This is a genomic window from Nocardia anaemiae NBRC 100462, from assembly GCF_001612725.1.
Taxonomy (GTDB): domain Bacteria; phylum Actinomycetota; class Actinomycetes; order Mycobacteriales; family Mycobacteriaceae; genus Nocardia; species Nocardia anaemiae.
In genome coordinates this window covers 79,400-103,671 of record NZ_BDAZ01000026.1, presented here as the reverse complement: position 1 = coordinate 103,671, position 24,272 = coordinate 79,400, and the positions used below count along the sequence as shown (strand labels likewise).

General features: G+C 65.2%; 20 protein-coding genes and 1 pseudogene. 10 read left to right on the top strand and 11 right to left on the bottom strand.

The genetic code is table 11. The features are described 5' to 3' along the window. Nucleotides 1-38: 38 nt before the first annotated feature. Nucleotides 39-1,523 carry an alpha/beta fold hydrolase gene (locus tag NA5_RS17795; protein ID WP_063813457.1) on the top strand — a complete coding sequence of 495 codons (1,485 nt, stop codon included), beginning with the start codon at nt 39-41 and terminating at the stop codon, nt 1,521-1,523. A gap of 3 nt (nt 1,524-1,526) precedes the next feature. Here the strand turns inward: NA5_RS17795 and NA5_RS17790 are convergent, their stop codons facing one another. Further along, nucleotides 1,527-3,125: a putative glycoside hydrolase gene (locus tag NA5_RS17790; protein WP_063813456.1), complete on the bottom strand. Its 1,599-nt coding sequence runs from the start codon at nt 3,123-3,125 to the stop codon at nt 1,527-1,529. Nucleotides 3,126-3,300: 175 nt separating this feature from the next. On the opposite strand from NA5_RS17790, the gene NA5_RS17785 reads away from it, so the two are divergent. After that, nucleotides 3,301-4,245 carry a polysaccharide deacetylase family protein gene (locus tag NA5_RS17785; RefSeq protein ID WP_157110483.1) on the top strand — a complete coding sequence of 315 codons (945 nt, stop codon included), beginning with the start codon at nt 3,301-3,303 and terminating at the stop codon, nt 4,243-4,245. 321 nt (nt 4,246-4,566) lie between these two features. After that, nucleotides 4,567-7,113: an MFS transporter gene (locus tag NA5_RS17780; RefSeq protein ID WP_062987393.1), complete on the top strand. Its 2,547-nt coding sequence runs from the start codon at nt 4,567-4,569 to the stop codon at nt 7,111-7,113. A 9-nt stretch (nt 7,114-7,122) separates the two neighbouring features. Here the strand turns inward: NA5_RS17780 and NA5_RS17775 are convergent, their stop codons facing one another. Further along, nucleotides 7,123-8,043, bottom strand: coding sequence for an LLM class flavin-dependent oxidoreductase (locus tag NA5_RS17775; protein WP_063813464.1), 921 nt, complete (start codon nt 8,041-8,043; stop codon nt 7,123-7,125). Nucleotides 8,044-8,201: 158 nt separating this feature from the next. Here NA5_RS17775 and NA5_RS17770 point away from each other — a divergent pair, with 158 nt between their 5' ends. After that, a complete protein-coding gene (locus NA5_RS17770) occupies nt 8,202-8,675 on the top strand; it encodes a hypothetical protein (protein WP_062987389.1) in 474 nt (157 codons plus the stop codon). Between the two features lie 67 nt (nt 8,676-8,742). Here the strand turns inward: NA5_RS17770 and NA5_RS17765 are convergent, their stop codons facing one another. The 5 genes from NA5_RS17765 to NA5_RS17745 all read right to left on the bottom strand — a co-directional run bounded on the left by NA5_RS17765 (nt 8,743) and on the right by NA5_RS17745 (nt 13,086). Then, the gene (locus NA5_RS17765; protein WP_157110482.1) at nt 8,743-8,967 is read right to left on the bottom strand and encodes a hypothetical protein; all 225 of its coding nucleotides are present in this window, start codon (nt 8,965-8,967) and stop codon (nt 8,743-8,745) included. 47 nt (nt 8,968-9,014) lie between these two features. Then, entirely contained in the window at nt 9,015-10,241 is a 1,227-nt protein-coding gene (locus NA5_RS17760) for a cytochrome P450 (RefSeq protein WP_062987540.1), read from the bottom strand. An 88-nt stretch (nt 10,242-10,329) separates the two neighbouring features. Continuing rightward, nucleotides 10,330-10,749, bottom strand: coding sequence for a MarR family winged helix-turn-helix transcriptional regulator (locus NA5_RS17755; protein WP_062987384.1), 420 nt, complete (start codon nt 10,747-10,749; stop codon nt 10,330-10,332). Next, nucleotides 10,739-12,115 carry an MFS transporter gene (locus NA5_RS17750; protein ID WP_062987383.1) on the bottom strand — a complete coding sequence of 459 codons (1,377 nt, stop codon included), beginning with the start codon at nt 12,113-12,115 and terminating at the stop codon, nt 10,739-10,741. The genes NA5_RS17755 and NA5_RS17750 overlap by 11 nt, the downstream gene beginning before the upstream one ends. 86 nt (nt 12,116-12,201) lie before the next feature. Further along, a complete protein-coding gene (locus tag NA5_RS17745; RefSeq protein ID WP_062987375.1) occupies nt 12,202-13,086 on the bottom strand; it encodes a LysR family transcriptional regulator in 885 nt (294 codons plus the stop codon). A 79-nt stretch (nt 13,087-13,165) separates the two neighbouring features. On the opposite strand from NA5_RS17745, the gene NA5_RS17740 reads away from it, so the two are divergent. Genes NA5_RS17740 through NA5_RS17730 form a run of 3 tightly spaced genes read left to right on the top strand, consistent with a single transcriptional unit; the run spans nt 13,166 to nt 15,632 of the window. Beyond that, entirely contained in the window at nt 13,166-14,086 is a 921-nt protein-coding gene (locus NA5_RS17740; RefSeq protein WP_084484218.1) for an EamA family transporter, read from the top strand. Next, nucleotides 14,083-14,706 (top strand): NAD(P)-dependent oxidoreductase, encoded by a 624-nt coding sequence (locus NA5_RS17735; RefSeq protein ID WP_062987374.1) that lies wholly within the window; start codon nt 14,083-14,085, stop codon nt 14,704-14,706. Before NA5_RS17740 ends, NA5_RS17735 begins: the two co-directional genes overlap by 4 nt. A 17-nt stretch (nt 14,707-14,723) precedes the next feature. Beyond that, nucleotides 14,724-15,632, top strand: a complete 909-nt coding sequence (locus NA5_RS17730; protein ID WP_245672271.1) for an SMP-30/gluconolactonase/LRE family protein — start codon at nt 14,724-14,726, stop codon at nt 15,630-15,632. A gap of 92 nt (nt 15,633-15,724) precedes the next feature. On the opposite strand, the gene NA5_RS17725 is transcribed toward NA5_RS17730, so the two are convergent. From NA5_RS17725 to NA5_RS17715, 3 genes are all read right to left on the bottom strand, one after another. Further along, nucleotides 15,725-16,480, bottom strand: a complete 756-nt coding sequence (locus tag NA5_RS17725; protein ID WP_062987373.1) for an alpha/beta hydrolase family protein — start codon at nt 16,478-16,480, stop codon at nt 15,725-15,727. A 451-nt stretch (nt 16,481-16,931) separates the two neighbouring features. Continuing rightward, complete coding sequence (locus tag NA5_RS17720) at nt 16,932-17,891, bottom strand: alpha/beta fold hydrolase (protein ID WP_062987372.1); 960 nt, start codon at nt 17,889-17,891, stop codon at nt 16,932-16,934. Nucleotides 17,892-18,009: 118 nt separating this feature from the next. Continuing rightward, nucleotides 18,010-19,380, bottom strand: coding sequence for an ABC1 kinase family protein (locus NA5_RS17715; protein WP_062987369.1), 1,371 nt, complete (start codon nt 19,378-19,380; stop codon nt 18,010-18,012). Nucleotides 19,381-19,535: 155 nt separating this feature from the next. Between NA5_RS17715 and NA5_RS17710 the strand changes: the two genes are divergently transcribed. Then, nucleotides 19,536-20,165 (top strand): TetR/AcrR family transcriptional regulator, encoded by a 630-nt coding sequence (locus tag NA5_RS17710; protein ID WP_062987534.1) that lies wholly within the window; start codon nt 19,536-19,538, stop codon nt 20,163-20,165. Nucleotides 20,166-20,436: 271 nt separating this feature from the next. Continuing rightward, nucleotides 20,437-21,678 (top strand): PucR family transcriptional regulator, encoded by a 1,242-nt coding sequence (locus tag NA5_RS39325; protein WP_245672270.1) that lies wholly within the window; start codon nt 20,437-20,439, stop codon nt 21,676-21,678. Nucleotides 21,679-21,906: 228 nt separating this feature from the next. Here the strand turns inward: NA5_RS39325 and NA5_RS17695 are convergent. Continuing rightward, nucleotides 21,907-23,136: pseudogene (locus NA5_RS17695) on the bottom strand (MFS transporter); the annotation flags it as partial. 74 nt (nt 23,137-23,210) lie between these two features. On the opposite strand from NA5_RS17695, the gene NA5_RS17690 reads away from it, so the two are divergent. Further along, nucleotides 23,211-24,134 carry a LysR family transcriptional regulator gene (locus NA5_RS17690; RefSeq protein ID WP_062987532.1) on the top strand — a complete coding sequence of 308 codons (924 nt, stop codon included), beginning with the start codon at nt 23,211-23,213 and terminating at the stop codon, nt 24,132-24,134. Nucleotides 24,135-24,272 lie beyond the last annotated feature (138 nt).

The following is a 24,272-nucleotide window of genomic DNA, read 5'->3' as shown; positions in this document are numbered from 1 at the left end:
TACGAAGTTGCGGGATTTGGCGGTGAGAGGCGAGTGGGTTGTCGGCGAGGCTTTTGCGGTGGTTGGTGCTGGTAGCGGTCGGGTCGGCGCTGCTCACCGTGCCCGGGGCACAGGTCGATCCGGAATACCGGTTCTATCACCAGCGACTGCACTGGCACGCTTGCGGTCTCGAGGATCTGGACAAGGCCGGGGCCGAATGCGCCTATGTGCTGGTGCCGCTCGATTATCTGCGGCCCTCCGATCGCACGCTGAAGATCGCGATATCCCGGGTCCGGGCCACCGATCCGGATCAGCGCCATGGCGTTCTGCTGGCCAATCCGGGTGGTCCCGGCGCATCGGGTCTGGACACCGTGGATCTGCTCGGTGACGTGCTCAGCCCGCGAGTGCGGGCCCGCTTCGATTTGATCGGTATGGATCCGCGTGGTGTCGGCGACTCCGGGCGCACGCCGCGCTGCGGATGGCCCGTCGGCGAAATGATCCATTCCGCTGGTCTGACTTCGCAGGGCTTCGCGCGGGAAACCGCACTGGCGGCGGATATGGCCGCGGGCTGTCTCGCCGATGATCCGGTGAAGGTGCGCCAGCTCACCACCCGCAATACCGCTCGCGATATGGAGGTCATCCGAGTCGCGCTGGGCGAACCGAAGCTCAGCTATTACGGCGTCTCCTATGGCACGTACCTGGGCGCGGTATTCACGCAGATGTTCCCGGACCACAGCGACCGGATGGTGTTCGACAGCGCGATCGATCCGGATCGGTATTGGACCGGCCTCGTGCAGGATTGGGGCGACTCGGACGAGCGAGCGATCGACGAATGGTCGAATTGGGCTGCGGAACAGGATGATACGTATCACTTCGGTTCGTCCCCAGCGGAAGTGCTGGCATGGCTGACCGAGCTGATCGCCACGGCGGGGCGGCAACCGATCGTGATGGACGACTTTCCGATCGACGATCATTGGCTGCCATTTCTCTTGCACAACACGGTGACCGATTTCCGGCGCAACCAAGCGCTGGCCGAAATGTTGCGCGAGATCGCCGATGCGGCGGGCGGCCCACCCGTTTCCGCGCGGGCGCCACGCCTGCAAATCGTCTTGCAGGCCTTGCGATCCGAGGAGAACTCCACCTTGGCCCAGATCGCCTGCGCCGATGCCGCCGCACCGACAGATCCGGCGTGGTACGCGGGCAATATCGAAGCGAGCCGCGCCACGCAGCCGATTTTCGGTCCGCTGGCCAATAACATTCAGCCGTGCGCATTCTGGCCCAGGCCGGTGGAACCCGCTACCACCGTGCGGAATTCGGTTCCCGCGCTCATCCTGCAGGCAACCGGTGACGCGCGAACGCCGTACACCCACGGTGCCCGACTACATCAGCACCTCTCCGCATCCCGCATGGTCACACTGCAGGACATCCGCATCCACATGACCTTCCGGCCGGATCTGAGCGCCTGCGTCAACAACGCGATCAATACCTACTACGCCGAGGGCACCCTGCCTGCCACCGACGTCACCTGCTACGCGGACCAGTAGGAATCAGCCGGGCACGACCGCCGAGGAGTGATATCGCGACGCCGCGTTCCACAGGAAGAAGCTGTTCGTCCCCGCGGCTGCCGCCGCATCGATCTGCGCTTTGACCTCGGCATCCCCGTAGTTCACCCCGAGGCTGAAATCCTGCAGCCATGGAATGACTTTCGCGCCGGTGCCTTCGGTCTGTTCGAAGAAATCGGCCAGCGATCGGACAATGATGTCGTACGGCTGGGCATTGGGGTTCGCGACACCGTATTCACCGGCATTCCAGTGCGACGGGTAGAGCATCGGAGCGACATAGTCGACATACCGGGCGATCCGCGGAATGTCTTGGGCGATCTCATCCGGGCGCGACGCCGCGATGCCGAATACGGCGGCACCGAGATTCGCGCCTTTGTCACGTACCGGATCCCGGCTCTCGTGCAGGAATTCGGCGATCGATTCACTGGGCGTGACGGTCAGACCCGGAAACTGCATCTGCGCCAGCGCGCCATCCGGCCGCCGGACATAGTCGTACATGATGCCGTCGAAGCCGAGCTCGGCCGCCTCGGTCGCGAGATCGATGTTGTACTTGCGGATTTCGGGATTGGCGAAGTTGGTGAATGCGATAGCACCGTACTTGCTGGCATACGGCTGACCGGAGGGATTCTGGATGACCCAGTCCGGATGTCCTTCGTGCCAGGCCCATTCGGCCATGGTCGGATCACGGAAGGCCACGATTCGCCCGACCACTCGTAGATTCAGCTCGTGCAGTTGCCGCAATGCGGCGCGCACATCGTAGATACTGGTGGCCGCGCCCGTCTGCCGGGCCAGCGGCACTTGTGAGTCGTAGCCGATGACCCCGTCCTCATCCTTGATATCGAGTTGAACGGTGTCGATGCGTCCCTCGCGGGCCATATCCAGAATGGGCTCGCGCAAGCCGTCGTATGCCCATCCGTACGCCGTGATATGCACGGCCTTGACGCGGGGCATATCGACCGAGGACGTAATCGCTTGCGTCGCCTTATTTCCCGCCGCGTCTACCGCGGTCACCGCACCGCCGACCGGTGTGCGCGGCAGCGTGATCTCGAAAGTGCCGTCCGCGGCTGGCGTGATCGATTGCGTGCCGACGGATACGTGCACGGCACCGGATTCCTTGCCGCGCAATGTGATCGGCTGACGATAGGATGCCGCGGTGCCCGGCTGGGTCACTTCAAGTTTCGGCGCTTCGGTATCGACGGTGAAGGTCGCGGTAACCCCGGGACCGGCGCTGAACAGGCCGAGTATGCCCCCGCGTGGGATCTCGGCGGTGAACTCGTGGTCGCCATCGGCGAGCTGTCCGGGCCGGTACACCACCGAATCGCCCTCGACCGTGCCGTGCACCGCCTTGCCGTCGAGTTCGAGCCGCATATCGTTCGGGTTGTGGCCCTTGGCGTCCACACGCAATGCGAGACCGCTCAGCGTGCTGGCCCCGACGACACCGTCCGGTAATCCGGCCAGCGCCAAACCCGCGGGCTCGGACCGATTGGCGCCGATGATCACGGATGCGATGAGTATTGATAAAGCTGCGATAACCGCTATTGCCGCGAGCCGCCATCGCCCGGTAATCGGGACCAATTTATCCAACGCGCACACCAACTTTCACCTGTCGCTATTGCCTAACTATCTACCTCGGACAGCGCGATGGGGCACGGTTATGCCGATTCGCAACCGAGATTCCTTGGTACCGCGTACCGTTCGATCGGTGGTGCGGTGCTCGGCTCTCGGAACTCGGGTTGTCCTGTCGGCCTTGATAATCGCGATGGTCACCGCATGTGGTGCGGCGGCGGATCCGGTTCCGGCGGCGATCGAGAAGGTTCCGGTGGCCACAGCGACGCCCGACCCGATTGCGGTGAGAGCCAACGAGCTCGGACTCGTACCCATCCTGATGTACCACCAGGTGACACCCACTCCGGTCGGCGAATACGACCAGACCCCGGAGAAGTTCCGTGCCGAACTCGAGCGCCTGTACCGCGAGAACTATCGACCGGTGACCGTCGCCGATTACATCTGCGGCCATATCGACATCCCCGCGGGCACCCACCCCGTGGTGCTCACCTTCGACGACTCCACCATCACCCAACTCCGGTTCACCGAGGACGCACAGGTTGCCCCGAATACCGCGATTGGGATTCTCGAGGAGTTCCGTGCGCGCAATCCCGACTTCCATCCCACGGCGACGTTCTATGTCAATAACGAGCCGTTCGCCGGTGACGCGCGCGCACTGCCCTGGCTGGCTGCGCATGGATACGAAATCGGCGCGCACACCGCGAGCCATGCCAACCTCGGTCGTTTGGACGGCACCGGCGTGCAGCGTGAGTTGGTCGAGAACCTGCGCGCGATCGTGACCGCGGCGCCCGGCGATCGCGTGCGCACGATGGCCTTGCCGCTGGGCATCTTCCCGACCGATCGTGCACTCGCCACCGCAGGAACCTGGGACGGCACAAACTACATGTTCGAGGCCGTGCTGCTGGTCGGCGCCGAACCCGCGCCCTCCCCATTCGGGCAGGTCGATCCCACTGCTGTGCCACGCATCCGCTCGGGAAAGAGCGAGGTCGACTTCGCCTCCGGCTACTGGCTCGACCGCCTCGACCAGCATCCGGACCAGCGCTATACCTCCGACGGCGACCCGAACAGGATCTCGGCTCCCGAACTCCTTGCCGACGAACTGAATCCGCGCTGGCGCAGCCAGTTCAACTCCTATTGACAAACCTGGAACCGACCATCCGGCGAATCGGTTCACGCCGAATCCGTCATGATTTTCGGCTGCGGCCGAACCCCTTGCCAGCGATTCGGTGCAGTGCCGTCCGGATCCGCTCGGCCGCCGAAGCATTCGCTGCCGGGATGATCCGACCAGGCCGTTTCGCCCTGAGCGGCCGTATGTATATTAGCGAGCGCAACTAGTTACGGGTGATCGGCGTGTGGGGGCAGATCGCTTGTGGCGCAGTGTGCCAACTGCTCGACCGGCTCGACTCAGGTTTCGAGACACTTCCACCACGGATAGCCGATCAGAACTAGGGCTCAAATTATGACGAATTCGACCACCCAGGCCCCGGCAACGTCGCCGGACCTGGATGCCGGTGAGGGTACGTCACTGTCGCACCGGCAGATCCTGACCATCCTGTCCGGACTGCTGCTCGGCATGTTCCTCGCCGCGCTCGATCAGAACATCGTGAGCGTCGCGATCGTGCGGATCGCCAACAGCCTGGACGGATTCGACGAACAGGCCTGGGCGACCACGGCATATCTGATCACCGCGACGATCACCACCCCGCTGTACGGCAAGCTGGCCGATATCTACGGTCGTAAGCCGTTCTACCTCACCGCGATCGGCCTGTTCGTCATCGGCTCGGTGGCCTGCACCTTCGCCACCTCGATGTATGAACTCGCCGGATGCCGCGCCTTCCAGGGCCTGGGTGCGGGCGGGCTGATGTCGTTGGCGTTCACCATCATCGGCGATATCGTGCCCGCTCGGGAGCGGGTGCGCTACCAGGGCTATTTCATGATGGTCTTCGGTTCCGCGACGGTGCTCGGTCCGGTGCTCGGCGGATTCTTCTCCAACTACGATCAGCTCTGGGGTCTCGAGGGCTGGCGCTGGGTCTTCCTGGTCAATGCGCCGATCGGCGTGCTCGCGCTCGGCGTGGTCGCCAAGGTGCTCAATACGCCGCATCAGCGTCAGGATCACCGCATCGACTGGTTCGGCGCGGTGGCATTGACGACCTGCGTGGTGCCACTGCTGATCGTCGCCGAACAGGGCCGGGATTGGGGTTGGAGTTCGCAGCGCGCGCTGATCTGCTACGGGATCGGCGTAGGTGGGCTGCTGCTGTTCCTACTCGTCGAGTTCCTGATGAAGGATGCGGCGCTGATTCCGTTGCGGCTGTTCAAGAATTCGACCTTCAGCGTGACCATCGCGGGCGGGTTCATCGTCGGTATCGCGATGTTCGGCGCGATCGTCATGGTGCCGCAGTATTTCCAAGTGGTGCGCGGATATTCGCCGACCAAATCCGGTCTGCTGATGCTGCCGCTGGTGCTCGGGATCATGTTCGGCTCGCAACTGGCCGGATTGACCACCAAATTGACCGGGCGCTACAAGGTCCTGCCGGTGATCGGGACATTCATCATCGCGGTCGGTGCGGCACTCTACGGGCAAGTGCATTACGACAGTCCGCTGTGGCAGCCGCTGGTCTACGGCGGCGTCATCGGATTCGGACTCGGTTGCTGCATGCAGACCCTGATCATCGCGGCGCAGAATGCCGGTCCGCGTTCGGATATGGGTGTTTCGACAGCGTCGGCGACCTTCTTCCGGCAGATGGGCGGCACCCTCGGTGTCGCGGTGTTCCTGACCATTCTGTTCAATCTGTTGCCGCACCGGATCATCGACGCATTCGGTGGTGCGCTGCCCGCCGGGTTCGACGCCGCGCAGTTGAGCACCATGCAGAGCAACACCAGCGGAATCGCCGCGCTGCCGGATGAGCTGAGGGTGCCGATTCTGATCGGGTTCACCGATGCGATGCACGGCGTCTTCTATGCCGCGGCGGGCGTCGCGCTGCTGGCCTGCTTGGTGCTGATGTTCATGAAAGAAATTCCGCTGCAGGACAATCCGGCTCCCGCCGTGGAGCCGGTATCCCTGGAATCCAGCTGGAACGAGGCACAGGTCTGGGAGGGCGCCGCGCTTGTGGTCTCCGAACCCGAACCGGTGCTTGCCGGTGCCGTCGGCCGCGTTTCGGTGGATCACGAAGGCAATGGCGTGTATGTGGCCGCAGTTGTGCCGCAGTCGCCTTCGGGCCTCGACTACGAAGGCACATCGATCGGCGGGCGGATCGGGCGCGAGGACGGCAGACCGGTGCCGGGCACGGTGTTGACCCTGATCGACCAACGGGGACACCAGGTTTCGCGGGCGACCGGGGATGCCGACGGTGGCTATCGCATCGAGGCACCCGCCGCGGGCAACTACGTCTTGATCGCATCGGCGACCGGACATCGGCCGGAGGCGGTCAGCGTGGCCATCGGACAGCGACCACAGCAGCTCGACCTGACCCTCACCGGCTCCGGCGAATTGTCCGGAGTGGTCCGTTCGGCGGGTCGCGGCACCCCGCTACCCGGTGCCACCGTCACGCTGACCGATATCCACGGTGAAGTCGTCGGTGCCGCGATCACCGGGGGTGACGGCGGGTATGTCTGCCACGGCGTCGTCTCGGGCACCTACACCCTGGTGGCGGTCGCCGAACATATGCGCCCCAGCGCCACCACCCTCACCATTCCCGACAGCGGTCTCCTGCACCACGACATCGATATGGCGTCGATGGCCGTGCTGGCCGGATCGGCCTGGGCCGACGGCGACCGAGCCGTCCCGGACATCCAGATCACCGTCCTGGACGCATCCGGCGACCTCACCGCCACCGCCCGCACCGACGCCAACGGCCGCTATCTGGTAACCGACCTCCCCGAAGGCCACTACACCGTAATAGCCCGGGGCTACCCACCCGTCACCACCCGAGTGACAGTCTCCGGCGGCGAAGTAACCCACGACGTCCGCCTCGGCTACGAACCCGCAGAAGCCCCCGACCCCCGCTGAGGTGCGGGGTCAGGGGAGGTGGGGGAGGACTTCGGTGGCGATGCGTTCCATTTGGGCGTACTCGTCGAAGAGGGGGTTGATCAGGATTAGTTCGGCGCCGACGTCGGCGACCTCGCGTAGGCCCTGGATGCAGTCCTTTGGAGTGCCGTGTACGGCGACGGGGAGCAGGGTTTTGCCGAAGTCGCCGTAGAAGTCGGTCAGGGCGGTGGCCATGCGTTGTTCGGCTCGCGCCGGATCGTCGTCGACCGCGATGTAGACGCGTTTTGCGATGCGGAAATCCGATGGGGCGCCGGGGTTTTCGGCCACCGTTTCGCGTACGAATCGGACCTGCTCGGCGAATTTGGCCGTCGTAGTCGAACCGGCACCGAAGAATCCGTTACCGTGCCGGACCGCCCGCCGCAAGGCCGCGGGTGTGCTGCCGCCGAACCACAGTGGCGGATAAGGCTTCTGGAACGGCTTCGGCTCCATGGTGGCGGCGGTCAGCTGCCAGAACTCGCCCTCGAAATCGGTCCGCGGCTGGGTCCACAGCGCCTTCATGACGCGCAGACCCTCATTGAAGCGGGACACCAGATTGTCGGCAGGGTCGACATCGAAGGCGGAGAACATTCGGTTGCGGCCGCCGATCCCGACGCCGATCTCGAGTCGGCCGCGGGTGAGCTGATCCAGCGTGCTGATGCGTTTGGCGAGATGCACCGGATTGTGCAGCGGTGTAACGAATACCGCGCATCCGAAGCGCAGTCGCTCATTGCATGCGGCCGCGTAGGTCAATAACTCGATCGGACTCAGATTGGGCGCGGATCCGAGCAGTTGCTCGGTGGTCCAGGCGCTCTCGAAGCCGAGCGCCTCGGCTCGATCCAGGTAGGCCCGCAGGCTTTCCGGTTGGAATGTTCCGTCGGGAATGAGCTGCGGAACCGAGATGGCGTATCGCATCATCCGAGCCTAGCTCGCGCGGCGCAGCGCCCCGGGCAGGTGATCGCGAGCAGACCTGAACATGCCGGTAACTCTTCTGTAACCGCCCGCCGAGCGGCAGCGGTACCCGCACGGCTAGATTGTCCGAAAGCCGTTATCCCAGAGAGGAAATCACCCCCGTGGGGCAGTTCTGCAGAGCCGTCTTCCTGGACGCCGACCACAAGCTGATCGGGTATCTGGAACCCAAGGTCCGCTTCCTGAAACGCGCCTGGATCGGCGACGACTTCGTCCAGGGTGTGGAGCGCCTGCTGACGGTGCCGACCCGCGTGGTGTGGGCCGGACCGCAGATGGGGCAGCGGGCCAGCCTCTACGACCAGGCCGCCACCGTCGCCCCGCTGGTCGCGCCCCAGAATGGCTTCATCGGCCGCTACATCCTCAATCACGACAAACACACCTATGTGGACAAGGCGACGGTCCGGCACGGCGATGACCGCCACCGCATCCACCCGCTGCCGATGCTCACCGCGGAGGGCGCGGATTGCGCCGGTGGCGATTTCGCACTGGTCGGGACGTGGTCCGGGGATCGCATCTCGATGAGCGCCACCGTGCCCGCCGGGTTCAAGCTACTGAAATACGACATGGTGCCGAACTAGCCCATGACTTTCGGGCGCCCTCGCGGCACGCGGATATGCGTGCCGCACTGCGGGATTCCGGTTCGTGTCAGAGTCGCGGGTCGAAGACCAGCCGAAATCCGGTCAGCCCGTGCTCATCGCCGGTGGCCCAGAACTCCCGTCCCGGCAATTCGTTCTGCGGCAGCCCGGCCTGTTCGGCGATATCGGCCGCCGGTATCCACATCGGCGAATGTGCCGGATGCCATGGTGTCTGCACCTGCGCCCGATCGCCGAACAACAGGATCACCCGCACCCGCACTGGTTCAGGATCCATAGTTACATGATGCGCGCTCGCAACGGCTTGTGCCGAGGTCGCGTGCATCAATCGAAACGCACTTCCCACCGTTTGATGCCATTGAGCCAGCCGGAGCGCAGATGCTCGGGTTCGGCGACCTGACTCAATTCGGGCATGGTGTCGGCGATGGCATTGAACATCAGATCGATCTCGAGTCGGGCCAGGTTCGCGCCGAGGCAGTAGTGCGTGCCCGCGCCGCCGAAGCCGACATGTGGATTGGGGTCGCGCAGGATATCGAAGGTGAACGGATTCTCGAAGGCGTCCTCGTCGAAATTGGCCGAGCTGTAGAACAATCCGACGCGCTGGCCTTTGCGGATCAACTGACCGCCGAGCTCCACATCGCGCGTCGCGGTCCGCTGGAATACCGAGACGGGGGTCGCCCAGCGCACGATCTCGTCCGGCGCGGTGCGTGGCCGCTGCTGCTTGTAGAGCTTCCACTGGTCCGGGTTGTCGACGAAGGCCTTCATGCCGTGGGTGATCGAGTTGCGGGTGGTCTCGTTGCCCGCGACCGACAGCAGGATCATGAAGAACGCGAACTCGTCCGATCCCAGATGCTCGCCGTCGATATCGGCATTGACCAGTTGGGTCACGATATCGTCGGCCGGGCAGGCGCGCCGCTGCTCGGCCATGGTCCAGGCATATCCGGTCAATTCCAGCTGTGCGGTCGGCGCATCGGTGGCGTATTCCGGATCGTCGGCGCCGATCATCTGGTTGGACCAGTGGAACAGTTTCTTGCGATCCTGCTGCGGCACCCCGAGCAGTTCGGCGATGGCCTGTAGCGGCAATTCGCAGGCGACCTGCTCCACGAAGTCACCACTGCCGGATTTCTTGGCCTCGTGCACAATTCGGGCCGCGCGCTCCGTGAGCGCCGCCCGCAGCCCCTCGACCGCGCGCGGAGTGAAGCCCTTGGACACGATGCGCCGATTCTTGGTGTGCACCGGCGGGTCCATATTGAGCAGAATCAGCCGCTGCATATCGATCTGCTCGCGGGTGATGGTGGACTGATAGCGGATGATCGCACTGTTCGCGGTCGAGGAGAAGATCTCCGGATGTTTCGAGATCTCCTTGATGTCCTCGAGTTTCGTGACCGCCCAATAGCCGCCGTCGTCGAAGCCGCTGGACCGATCGGGCTGGGCGCACCACCAGACCGGTGCGGTTCGGCGCAGCTCGGCGAATTCCTCGGTGGGTCTGCGTTTCGCCCACAGGTCCGGGTCGGTGAAATCGAATCCGGCGGGAATCGACGGTGTGGCCATGGCCACCTCCCAGAGCTGGAACACGTTCTACAACCGATTGAAGCACAATGTGTCGCTGCGAAATGGCGAAATGCCCATGCCTCGGCGGTCAGTGCTCGAGCTTGCGCAAGAGTTGGTGCAGCGTGTGCAGGTCGGCGGGGGAGAGGGCGGCGACGGCGGGCGGTGCGGGGTCGGGGGTGGCCATGGCCTGTGCCAACACGGCGCGACCGGCGGTGGTGATGGAGACCTGTTTGCGGCGGCGGTTGGTCGGGTCGATCTCGCGCACCACGAGGCCGAGTTCGTCGAGATTATTGACCGCGACCGTGGTCGCGGGCGCGTCCATGCCGGTCGCCTGCGCGATCTGGTTGAGCGTGAGCGGGCCGGGGCGCAGGCGGCGCAGAATGCGAATCCGGCTGAACGGCAAGCCGGTTCGCTCGGTGACCGCGCGCTTCCACGAGTCACGGGTATCCATCACCAGGTGAGTGAGCTGGGCCCACACATCGTCGGCGGTGGGTACGTCATCCGGCATGTGCGGGGACCTTCTCTTCCAATATCGGGGCGACGCGATCGCGGGACCGCGCGGCCCACCGGGTGTTCGCGACTATGCCGAGTATGGCGATCCCGGCGGTGAAAACCGCAATCAGCCACCACAGACCGGCCCCGGCCAGCGCGCCGCACAGTGCGACACCCATGCTCACGCCCACCTGTCTGCTGGTCGAGGCCACCGCCGCCGCGGCGCCCGCGCGATCCAGCGGCATTCCGCTGACCGCCGCCGTCGTGATCGGCGCATTGACCATGCCGAATCCGATCCCGAAGATCGCGAAGACGACGACCAGTTGCCAGATCGGCGTTGCCGCATCGAGTCGAGTGAGCAGCACGGCGGCGATGGTCATCGCGATACCGGCCGCGAGCAGTGACGGCCTGGTCCCGTGGCGCCCGACCAGACGCCCCGACAGCGGTGAGAAGATGAGCGTCGCGACCGCCATGGCCAGATACAGCAATCCGGTGTGCACCGCCGAATACCCGCGCAGTTCTTGCAGATACAGCGAGCAGGTGAACAGGAAAGCGCCGAGCGCCGCGAACGCGAAGATCGCCGTCACTGTCGCCGACGTGAACGGCACACTGCGGAAGAAGCGCAGATCGATGAACGGATCCGAGCGCCGCGACTCCTGCCACAGGAAGGCGGCAAGGGCCACCGCCGATAGCACGAACACCACGGGCAACCGCTCGATCAACCCGAATACCACCGTGAACAGCAATGCGATGGCAAGCAACTGTCCGATCGGATCGAGTCCGCGCACCGTGGCCGATTTCGATTCCGGCACGAACAGAGTCGTCAAAACCAGTGCGAGCACACAGATCGGCAGATTGATCCAGAACACCGACTGCCACCCGAGCGCATCGATCAGCACGCCGCCGATCATCGGCCCCAGCGCCATCGAGATACCGACCACCGCACCCCAAATGCCCACCGCGCGAGCGCGTTCCACCTTTCCGGTGAAAACCTGCGTAATGATCGACATCGCAACCGGGTTCAGCATCGAGCCACCGATCGCCTGCAAAAACCTTGCCCCGATGAGGGTTTCGATATTCGGCGCGAGACTGCACGCCAGGGAGCCGAGGGCGAACACCGTCAACCCGATCCGGAACACCCGCCGCCGCCCGAACCGATCCGCCGTCGCGCCCGCGAGTATCAGCAGACTCGCCATCGTGAGCGTGTAGATATCGATGATCCACTGCAGCCGAGCCAGCGGCGCATCCAGATCGGCCCGAATCGCGGGCACCGCGACATTCACGATCGTCGAATCCATCGACACGATCAGCAGACTCAGGCAACACGTCGCCAACACCACCAACTTCCGCCGCGGCGTCAACCCTCCAATAGTTGTATTCACACAACAATTGTGTAATCACAACTGTTCCGAATGCAAGGCGCATCCCAGAATGTGAGCCGTGAAACATGTCCATGGCCGCTGAAGTTTCAGTTGCCGTTGTGTGCCGGGATGTCGAGAACGGTGCGGAAGGCTGTCGCCGCGGGTGTGCTGCCGACGCGGCTCCAGATGACGTACTCCACGCGGGCCGGTGCGTCGGTGACCTCGATGGTGACAACGCCGGTGAGCTGCGGCGCGTAGGCGGCGGGGAGCATGGCCACGGCAAGGCCGGCTCCCACGAGTCGGGCGATGTAGTCCGCGCTGGTGACTTCGAAGGCGACGTCACGGTCGAGACCGGCGGCGGCGAAGGCCTGGTCGGATTGGATGCGTCCGGCTGTCCCGGCCGGGAGGTCTACGAAAACCTCGGATGAAAGTCTGCGAAGGTCGACCAGTTGTTCGTCGGCGAGCGGATGATCCGGCGCGAGCACGGCGACGAGTCGATCCCGCGCGAGCTCATGCACGGCGACACCATGGGGTCGCGCCGTGGTCGGCAGTCCGAGGAAGGCCACGTCGATGGCGCCGTCCCTGACCTGTTCGATCAGATCGTCGCTCGCGCCGACCCGCAGGTCGATGCGCACCTGGGGATACTTCCGACGGAAATCGCGGAGCGCACCCGGGATATCTACCGCGGCGACGGTCGGGATCAGGCCGACGGCGAGCCGCCCGCGTATCTCACCGACGGCCGCGGCCACCTCGGCGGCCGCGCGCTCGGCGGCGTCCAGACATTGACGGGCGGCGGGCAGGAATGCCGCACCGGCCGGTGTCAGCCGCACTCGGCGGCTGGTGCGCTCGAAAAGTCGTGCGCCGAGTTCGCGTTCCAGGCGCGCGATCTGGTGGCTGAGGGCGGACTGCACGACCAGGCATCGTTCGGCTGCCCTGGTGAAACTGTTGGTCTCGGCGACCGCGACGACGTAGCGCATTTGCTGGAGCTCCATGGATCAATCGTGAATCGAGATTGATCCGGTGACAAACATGTGTTGGACTCATTGATCGCCGCCGGGTGAGACTGCGAGGGTGAAAAGTTCAGTAGCACAGCGGGTTTCCGGTGCGTCCGAGGGAAATCTGCCACGCGCCGCCCTGACGGCGCTCGCGCCTTTGGCGTGGGGCACGACCTACGTCGTCACCACCGAACTTCTCCCGCAGGGACATCCATTCTTCGCGGGACTCTTGCGCGCGCTGCCCGCCGGTCTGATCGCATTGGTGATCACCCGGACGGTGCCACGCGGGGTGTGGTTGGTGCGGGCCGCGGTGCTCGGAGTGCTGAATATCGGGCTGTTCTTTCCGCTGCTGTTCGTCGCGGCCGAACGGTTGCCGGGTGGCGTTGCCGCGACTTTGGCGGCAGCTCAGCCGCTGCTTGTGGCGATCCTGGCCGTGACAGTTCTGCACGAGAGCCCGTCAGCCTGGCGGATCGGCTGGGGCGCGACGGGAGTTGTCGGCGTCGGCCTGGTGGTGATCGGTCCCGATGCGGCCCTCGATGTCATCGGGATCGTGGCGGGCCTGGCCTGCGCGGCCACGATGGCACTCGGCGTGACGCTCACTAAACGCTGGGGACGCCCCGCCGAAGTGAGTCCCACCGCGTTCGCCGGTTGGCAACTCACCGCGGGCGGCCTGTTCCTGGTGCCCGTCACCTTCCTCTTCGAAGGCGCACCTCCCGCGATCGACGCGCCCGCCGTCCTCGGCTACCTCTGGCTGGGACTGATCGGCGGCCTGATCGCCTACGTCCTGTGGTTCCGCGGCATCACCACCTTGCCCGTCAACTCGGTCTCGATTCTGTCCCTACTCTCGCCGCTGGTCGCCGCCGTGCTCGGCGCCGCCCTACTCGGCCAGACACTCGGCCCGATCCAGCTCGTGGGGTTCGGACTCTCACTCGCCGCCATCGTCGCGGGCCAACTTCCCGTTCCCACCCGTTCCGTACTCGAAAGGACAGCCCGATGAAGATCGCCGTCGTCGGAGCCGCAGGCATGGTCGGTTCGCGCGTCGTCAACGAAGCCGCGAGCCGAGACCATGACCTTCTCGCCGTATTCCGGAACGAGCGGCCGACCACGCTGCCCGCCGGAGTGACCGCCGTCGCGCATGACGCCGACCAGATGCGCAGACTGTTCAGTGATATCGACGCGATCGTGGTGGCGACCCGTCCGGCTGCGGGGCAGGAGAACACCGTCGCCGCGACCACGACGGCGTTGCTCGACGCGGCCGCGGCAGTCCATGCGCGCATCCTCGTTGTCGGCGGCGCCGCACCGCTGCAGATTCCAGGAAGCCCCGATCGGCTCGTCATCGACAGTCCGGAGTACGTGCCGCCCGCCATCCGCCCCATCGCCGCCGCCAGCCTCGCGCAATTGGAAGCCTGCCGCAAACACCCTGCCAACTGGATCTATCTCAGCCCGCCTGCCCAGCTCGAACCCGGACTTCGCACCGGAAGATACCGACGCGGCACCACCACCCTCATGACCGATGCCGACGGCGCATCCCGAATCTCGGCCGAAGACCTCGCTGTCGCGATCCTCGACGAACTCGAAACCCCATGCGATACACAACATTTCACCGTCGGGTACTGAGGCCCCTCCGAGGTGTCTTGGCCACGCTCGTCGTCGTACTGCTGCTACCCGTGGGCCGGGCGGCGGCGGATGGTGCGTTCTCCACCACGATCGACCTGCCCGCCGGATTCCGGCCGGAGGGTATTGCGATCGGGGCGCTGCCGGTGGCCTACCTCGGCTCGCAGTCGGACGGCTCGATCTACCGCGTCAGCCTGATGACCGGGCAGGGCGTCCTCCTGGCTCCCGGACCGGGTACACCGTCGCTCGGGCTGCGACTCGACCATCGCGGTCGGCTGTTCGTCGCCGGGGGCACTGCTGGCGATGCGCGTGTCGTGGACATCCGGACGGGCACGGTGTCGGCGAGCTACCGACTCGGCACGCCGCCGGACACATTCGTCAACGATATGGTGCTCACCCGCTCGGGCGCGTGGTTCACCGACTCCCGCATTCCCGTGCTGTACCACCTACCGGTCGGCCGCGACGGTGCGCTTCCACCGCCCGAGGCAGTGGTACGTCTGCCACTGATCGGCGATATCGCTTATGTGCCAGGAGCTTTCAACGCCAACGGAATCGTAAGCACTCCCGACGGTGCGGGTCTGATCATCGTTCAGTCGGTGACCGGCCACCTGTTCCGCGTCGACCCGGCGACGGGCACGACGCGCCGGATCGACCTCGGTGCCGAGACCGTGCCCGACGGTGACGGATTGCTCTTGCACGGCAGCACGCTGTTCGTCGTCCAGAATCGGCGCAACGCGATCGCCGTGATCGCGCTCGACGCTACGGGCACGATCGGCACTGTCGAGCGCCGCGTGACCGATCGTCGCTTCGACACACCGACAACCATCGCTGCGTTCGGTGATCACGTCTATCTGCCGAACGCTCGCTTGACCGCACCGCAGTCACCGACCACGCCTTACAACGTCGTTGCTGTCGACCGACCTGGTTAGGCCGCAATCGGATTAGGACCTGCCGAGATTCGGGCCGACGAAATCCGGGTATCGGCGAACGGCTCGAAACCGGTCGCCGAGACCCCCATCCGTCAGGCCGGTGATGTGCCGTTCGAGCCGAGGTGGCGGGCGAAGAATCGGGCGGCGCTGTCGACTTCGAACCTGGGCACCGAGGCGTGTCCGCCCGCATTGGCGTGCAATGTCTTTTCCTTCGAGGCGAAGGCGTCGAACAGTGCGAGCCCGGATCGGCGGTCGACGAGCTCGTCGTCCCACTGGAGCAGGAATTCGATCGGCACGGTGATCTGCGCCGCCGCCTCGGTCAGGGATTCGTGCCCGAGGCAACCGAAGACCGCGGCGGTGATCCTGGGCTCGACCGCGGTCAATGGCACGCCGATCCCGGTGCCCTGCATGATGCCCCAGAAGCCGATCGGCGCTTCGGAGCCGATTTCCGGCAGTTTCTGCAGGGCGTCGAGGGTCGCCCGCCATTCCGGTACGGCACGCGCCGCCAGATCGAGGTGGATCCTCACCACGATCGGGCCGATGGGCTCGCCCGCCGCCTGAGCTTGCCGTAGGGCGGCTACGTGCTGTTCGTCGGTCGCTGTGCGCGGCCGGTCGCCGTGTCCGGGTGCGTCGAGGGCGGCGACGTGGAAGCCACAGGTCGTTACGAAGCGGTGGGCGCGGCCGAGGATTCCCGGTGCTCGCCTGTGCTGGCCGCCGCCGTGCGCCATCAAAATCAGCGGTGCGTGATCCGACCCGGACTCGGGTGACCAGAGCACACCGGGGATCTCACCCAGAGTGAAGTCGCGCTCGATGACACCGTTCGACGATGTTTCCGAGATGAAACGCATGGATTGTTGCCTTTCGGGATTGCCTTCGCAGAGGCACTCCCGGCGACACCGATCGCCCTACCGTGAATTCGAGGGGAGTACCCACATGGATACAGCGTTCATGGGTCTCACCTCCTCGCACGATGTCACGGTCTCCGGCACGCTATCAGCCCGGGTATCGACGCGCCCAATCGTTTTCGCTGCCGTCCGAAACCCTCCCTCGGTGACTCGGACCGATCAGGGATCGAGAAGCCCGGGCCACGAGTCGGGGGCTAGCGTTACCGACAGAAAACAGTCGCGAGCTGCAGGTTCGGCAGCGACGTCGTGCCGGTGACACCGCATCGGCTCGACGGCGCCGACCGCGAACAGGCTTCAGCGCATCACCGCCGCCCAGCCCCGCTATGAGAAATACCAGCGCAAAGCCGACGAGGAATACCCGGTGGGCCGACTCAGCTCGCGGTGATCGTCCCGACTACGCGACGCGGGCGAGCCGCGCACCCGCGACATTGCCGGTAGCTCCGGAGCGCGTCATCAGACGGGTGATGGCCTCGGCGACCTCCACCGGCTGCTCCAGGATCACCGAGTGGCCCGCACCGTCGACCAGGACGAAATCCGAGTACTCGACGGCGGCGGCCATCGCGATGGAATGCGACGGCGGTGTCATCAGGTCGGCGTTACCACACAGCACCAACGTCGGGATCTTCGACAAGACCGCGAGGGCGTCGGTCTGGTCGTAGACCATGAATGCGCTCAGGAAGCTCGCCATGGTCACGATCGGGGTCTCGTTGTGCATGGCGTTGGCGAGTGCGAGCACCCGCGGGCTCACCTTGCGATCACCGAATTCGGCGGTCCGGATGACCGGGGCGAAGACCTTGCAGGCCATGAGCTTCGCGTGATGCATGAGGCCAGGAGCCCGTCGCACGGCCGCCTGGAAGGCGGAAACGGCCGGGTTGCGCAGCAGGCGGCCGAAACCGGCGTCGGCGAGTCCGCTCGCGGCGGTCGCGATGAGGGCGACGCCGGTAATGCGCGTGCCGATCTCGTGCGGGTTCTGGCTGACGTAGGTGAGCACCGTCATGCCGCCCATCGAGTGGCCGACGAGGACGACCGGCCCGGTGGGGGCGACCGCGTCGAGAACGTCGCGCAGGTCGTTGCCGAGCTGTTCGAGGTGGTAGGTCCGCCGGGACGCGGCGGCGGAATCGCCGTGGCCGCGGTGGTCGTAGCAGACGATCCGGGCATCCGGGTACCGGCGCAGCAGCGCGTCGCGTACGTAGGTCCACGACTCGGTGCGCAGGCAGTGCCCGTGCAGCAGGACGACGGTGAGCTCGGCATCTCGCGGGCCGTATTCGCGAACCGCGAGTGCCACGCCGTCCTCGGTCGAGACCGTGGCACGACGTTCCGCCGAGGTGGCGGTGGTGGTGCTGGTGATCGACATCGGGTGCTCCGGTTCGGTTGCGGTGACTTGATTAACTGTCCGCCGCATCGACCGCCGATATCAGGTCCCCGAGTGCTGAGCTCGTGCCCCCAAGGTGGACCGGATCACCACCAAGGTGTCACCGGTCGGCGCGCCACCGTGCTGTCGCTTGTCCGATCTCGGTTACCGGAGGTTCGTGATAGAGCCATTCCCTGGCGATTCGGTGCCAGTTGTTCGTGGTCCCCAATTGGCCCAATACGGCGAGGGTGAACAGGTCTGCTCGCCGTGAGAAGACATGCTCCGGCGGGAGCCGCTGCTGGCGCATACCGCGAAATTCGGCGGCCCTCGGGTCGACCGCGAGAATCACTGCGCCGGTGGCGAGTTCGGGGGTGACCGTGATTTCCTCGTCGGTCAGATGCCAGCCCGCGGCAGCCCACACATACTCCAGGCATTCTGCCGCGGTGACATCCGTGTCCGGGTCGATAATGCCGCGGCGCACCCACGCGTCATAGAGGTCCTGGGCCCGATCTTCACCGGCGGCCTGCAGACAGGCACGTTCGAGTTCGACGTGCACCGGATCCATAGCGTTGTAGAGACCGAAATCCACGAAGCAGACGCGACCGTCCGCGGCCAGCATGATATTGCCCGGGTGCGGGTCGCCGCAGAATTCGAAATCCGAAAACAGCGAACTGACATAGAAGCGATAGATCAGCTCGCCGATCCCGTCGCGTTCGGCCGCGGGCAGGTCCTGGATCTGCTGAAACGACTTCCCGTCGACGAACTCCGTCACCAAAACGTGGTGCCCGCAGAGCTCTTCGACGCTGTCGGGAACCGTGATGAATGGATGATCCCGGTAGCGTGCGGCGACTCGATGCTGGGTTCGTGCTTCGCGCAGGTAATCGAGTTCGCTGCCGATATTGCGGGCGATTTCGTCCAGCACATCGGTATCCGCCGCGCTCGGCAGCATGGATTTCCATAGTCTGCTGATCATCGCCAGATTGCGCATATCCGCCTCGACGGCCTCGTCCACGCCCGGATATTTGACCTTCACCGCGACGGTCCGTCCATCATGTAACTTCGCGCGATACACCTGGCCGATCGAGGCCGCGGCGACGGCGGTTTCATCGAAGTCGGCGAACGCTCGCGCCAATGGCCCGAGATCGTTTTCGATCACCTGCCGCATTGCCGGAAACGGGAATGCCGGCGCTTGATCGCGCAGCTCGGCGAGCTTGTCGCGGAACATCGCACGATGCGATTCCGGCAGCAGATCGACATCGAGAACCGACAGCATCTGCCCGAGCTTCATGGCCGCGCCCCGCATGGCGCCGAGCACGGTGACCAGTTGCTGTGCGGTGCGCAGCGTGGACCGTTCGGCGAGCAGCTGTCTGGCCTGTTCGGTTCGCCCGATCATCGACAGGCGGGTGCCGACTCCACGGATGGCCTGTCCCGCGACAAATCGGCCTACCCGGCCGCCCCTCGCGAGACGACTCTTCGGCACCCGACCGGCCACTATCGCACCTCCATCGGTCACGCTCGTGCATCTGGACTCAGCACATTCCACCCCATGGCGGCGTCATCGGATCAGGAATTCGTGGCATGAAAACCGGTGCGGCCGTTAAACTGAGCGACGCTCATCTTCTCAGCACAGTTCGGCAGGAGGGTGCGATGCCGCCGAAAGCCGTTGGGCAGCGTCGCCGCCCGACACAGGAACGCGCCAAAGCGACCCGAGAACACATACTCGACACCGCCGCAGAGCTTTTCGGCGAGCGCGGTATCGCCAACACCTCGACGAACCGGATCGCCGCCGAGGCCGGGGTGAGCATCGGCACCGTCTATCGGTACTTCGCCGACCGCTCGGTGATCGTCGAAGAGCTGCTCCGGCGCCTGCTGGAAAACATCGAAAGGCGCTTTACCGAGCGGGTTTTCGGGCTATCGGACAGGCCGATTCTGGAAATGATCAGCGGCATCCTGGAAGTCATCACCGACGAACTGGTGGTCAATGCCCGGCTGGTGCGGGCGCTGGTGGCCGGTGTGCAGTTCTACAGCAGCGGCATCCCCGAATTCGAGCCGCGGCTGCGGCTGCTGGTCAAACTGCTGGTGATCCAAATACTCGGCCCTGGTGACGATCACGAGTACGACGTGATGACATTCGTGCTGATCAACACCGGTTTCGCCGCGGTGCTCCGGGCATCGGCGTTGGAGGTCGACAGCCAGGAGCGCAAAGAGGCGATCGAGATGACCGCGCGGATGATCACGGCCATGGTCGAGGCCGAAATCAAAGCCAAGGCGGCCTGACGTCGCACTGCGGGCGGCGTCAAAAGTGAGTGCCTACCCAACTATTGGTATGCGAGCGCTCCTCGACGGCGATCGAGAACCTGCATTTTGCCTGGTAGCTGACTATGTCTGCGGCTGTTGCGGATTGTTCAAAGAGGAGTAGAAGGTGAGCTACCGCTCGGCTTAACGTTTCCTGGTACATCAGACAGCCGGTAACAGCAAAGTTCCCGGCGCGGCAGTTGTTCACCCAGGTCGTCGCGACCGCGTGACTACGATGACAAGGAGGTCATACGTGACGATCGAGAGTCTCGTCCGGCCCGAACTCAATGGGCTGGAACGGCCGTTTCCGCCGTCCGTACGCGATATCGACAGGTTGACCCGCGAGGTGATGGCACATCTGGCCGAGTCGGACGAACAGTGCGGCGCGTTGCCGGGGCGAACCCTGATTCGCGATCTGAAGGCTGTGGTCCGGATTTGTCTCGGGTGGTTGATCGACTGCGTGAACGGTCATGTGCCGCCGACGAGCACCGATCGGCTGGCGATCGCGGCCGCCGGATGTACCCGTGCGGGGATCCCGGTGGATACCGTCCTGCATGCCGTTCACGAGGGCTGCAAAGTCGGTCTGGATCTGATCTTCGCTCGTACGGGTCCGACGGATGTAGTCGGCGTCGTCACGGGTACCGCCAGAGTGCTGGAGCTGTCGAAACTGATTACCGCCACTGTCAGTAAGGCCTACGTCCTCGAGCACAAGGCCGTCGCCGCTGAGCACCACACCGCGGCGCACAGTCTGACCTCGGCCTTGCTCGCCGGTCGTCTCGATTCCGCGGCGGCGCGGGAACGCGGCTTGCCGATCGCCGAGGAGTACTCGGTACTCGCCGTTGCGATTGCGGCGCATCCCGATGAGAGCCACCCGCAGCTCGACGGGCAGGTCGTGGCACGCCGCAAGCTGCGCCGCCTGCAAGCCGCACTCGCGACGATATTCGGGGGACAGGCGCTGTCACTGTTATCCGTCGATGGCGGGACGATTCTGGTCCCGTCCGGCGTGCGGACCGATTCCGATTTGGACGGCCTGGTGCAACGGATGTCCGCCGCTACACAAGTGCCGCTCACCGTCGCAGTTGTCACCGCCCGCCCCGACGAGGTGCCCACCACCGCCCGCCATGCCCATGAACTCCTCGACACCGTGCAGCAGCTCGAATTGCCGCCCGGCGTATACAGATTCACCGAACTGGCGCTGCAATACCAACTGACCCGCCCGGGGATCGGCCGCGATGCTCTCGCCACCCGACTCACCCCACTGGACGAGTACCCCGACCTACTGGAAACTCTGCGGATCTACATCGACACCGGTCTGAGCCGAACGCGTGCCGCCCGCCAACTGTGCGTCCACCCGAACACCGTCGACTACCGACTCCGCCGAATAGCCCAGCTCACCGGCTTCGACCCCGCCGAACCCAGCGGCCTGTGGTACCTGCGCTCCGCCCTCGTCGCCCGCAAGGGCCACACCGCAAGCCGATCCACGTCGAGACAGTAGCGATTGCAGCACGACCAGCCCACCCGCGACGAGCACGATCAGGCCGATCACCCGGAATCCGCCGTCTGCGCCCGAAATGAACGCCGCGACGATGTCATCTCTGCGGTCGGAGATGGCGAGTGCCTGGGCTACGGTGTGCGGATCGTGGTCGGCGCGGATCTGTGGCGGTAGCGCGGCGACGAACTGTGCGGTGAGTGCCGTGCCGATGACCGCGACGCCGAGGGCGCTGCCGAATTCGCGGGTGATGGACTGCAATCCGGCCGCGACCCCGGCCTGCTCCGGCGGCAGTGCTTCGGTGATCGCTCCGGACAATGTCGGAAGTGCCAGCGCCACACCGACTCCCATGACGACCAGCCACGCGGCGTATGCGACATAGGGTGTCTGCGCGTTGCTCATGGACAGTCCGAGCAGTCCGCCGCCGACGAATACGAATGCGAGCGCGGTGGTGGCGTCGAGTCCGATCCGCTGTGACAGTCGTCCGACATGCTTCGCGCCGAGGATGATCGGGACGGTGAGCGGGATGATCCCGAGACCGGTCCTCAGTACGCCGAATCCCTTGCCGTACTGGAGAAATGAAGCGTTGACGTAGAACAGCGCGAACATTCCGAAGAAGACCGCCATCATGCCGAGGCAGGCGCTGCGCAGGGCCGGGAGGCGGAATAACCGCGGATCCAGCAGCGGGTGTTCGACTTTCAACTCGACCATTGTCCATACGATGAACAACACTGCGGCACAGGCGAATCCGGCAATAACGATCGCGCTGTCCCAGCCTGCCTCCGGGCCCTGGACGATTCCGAGCAGCATCGCGACCGACGCGCCGACCAGCAATACCGCGCCGAGCGGGTCGAGCCGACGGTCATGGCGCGGCGACACCGGCGCGATCCGTCCCACCAGAGCCGCGAGTACCAGCGCGATCGGCACGACACCGGCGAACAGCCAACGCCACGAACCGCCCGAAAGAATCGCCCCGCCACCGACATTGCCGACGACGCCACCGATACCCGTCATCGACGCCCACACCGCGATAGTCGCGCTCTTGCGCTCAATAGGAACAGCGTGCAGCAGGACGGCAAGCGTATTGGGCAGTACGGCAGCAGCACCGAGACCCGTGACCGCACGCCCGGCCAGCAGTAACGCCACGTTCGGTGCCGCTGCCGAGATGAGCGCGCCCAGCGCGAACAGCCCCAGTCCGGATAGCAGAGTCCCCTTGCGCCCGAAGCGATCTCCCGCCGCCCCGCCGGGGATCACCAGACAGGCGAAGACGATCACATAGGTATCGACGATCCAGACCAGCGCCGACGCGGAGGGATGCAGTGCGCTGGCGGCGAGCATCGGGACCGCGAGATTGATCGCGGCGACCATACCGACGACGAGCACGACGCAGGCGCAGATGACCGCGAGTAGGCCGCGCTGTGCGGGTGGACGCGATGGCAGGTTCGAAGTGTGATTGAGGTGCATGGCCACACGGTATGGACCTGCGTAATCTCCGCGCGACGCAACTTTCGCAACTGAGTTTTGCGTACGATGCAACTGTGCCAGAGCAGCTCGATTTGAACCTCCTGCGCGTATTCGATGCCCTGCTCCAGGACGGCAGCGTGACCGCGGCGTCCGAGCGTCTACATCTGTCCATCCCGGCGACCAGCCGAGCTTTGGGCCGGTTACGGCGGGCGATGGGCGATCCGATCCTGGTACGTGCCGGTCGTGGGATGGCTCCGACACCGTTCGCGCTGCGCGCCGCGCCGCGGGTGCGGTCCCTGCTGGACGAAGCGTCGGCACTGATCAGCGCCGATCGCGAGGTCGCGGTCGCAGATATGCAGCGCACCTTCACCATTCGCATCAACGACGGTGTGGCCTCGACCCTGGCGGCGGTGGCGGTCGATGCCACGGCCGCGGTCGCTCCGGGCGTGACATTGCGCTTCGTCGCGGAGGGCAGCGAGAGCATCGAGGCTCTGCGCGACGGCTCGGTCGATCTGGATATCGGCGCGGGCGAAATCATCGCTCCCGACATGCGGTCGGCTGTGCTGTACCGCGAACGAATAGTAGGCATCGTTCGGGCCGACAGCCCACTTGGCCGTCGCCCGACATTGCGCCAACTGTGCCGACATCCGCACGTCTCGGCCTCCCGCCGTGGTCGTGCTCGCGGGCCACTCGACGACGCACTCGAGGCCGCGGGCTTGCAACGCCACGTCGCGGCCGTCGTACCTACTTCCGCCGTCGCCGCACTCCTGGTCGCCTCGAGTCGATACGTCGGACTCGTCCCGCAGCGGCTCGCCGAACAGTACGGCCGATCCCTCGGCCTTCGCTGGTTTCCGATCCCCGCGCCCCTCCCGGAAGTCGAAGTACGACTGCTCTGGCACGCCCGCCTCGACGCGGACCCGGCGCAGCGCTGGCTCCGCGACACCATCCGCGACGCACTCCGTTCGCCGCGGCGGGAATCGTCGGATCGCATCGATTGATCAGTTTTCGAAGAAGCCCGACGGGGAACCGGATCGCATCAGGGCCGAACGGATCCATGCCGTTGTCAAGGCCGTTACACCAGCTGTTATGCCGAAACTCTGGTACGGTATGCCCGCGTATGCCCTGGGCGGCGAGGT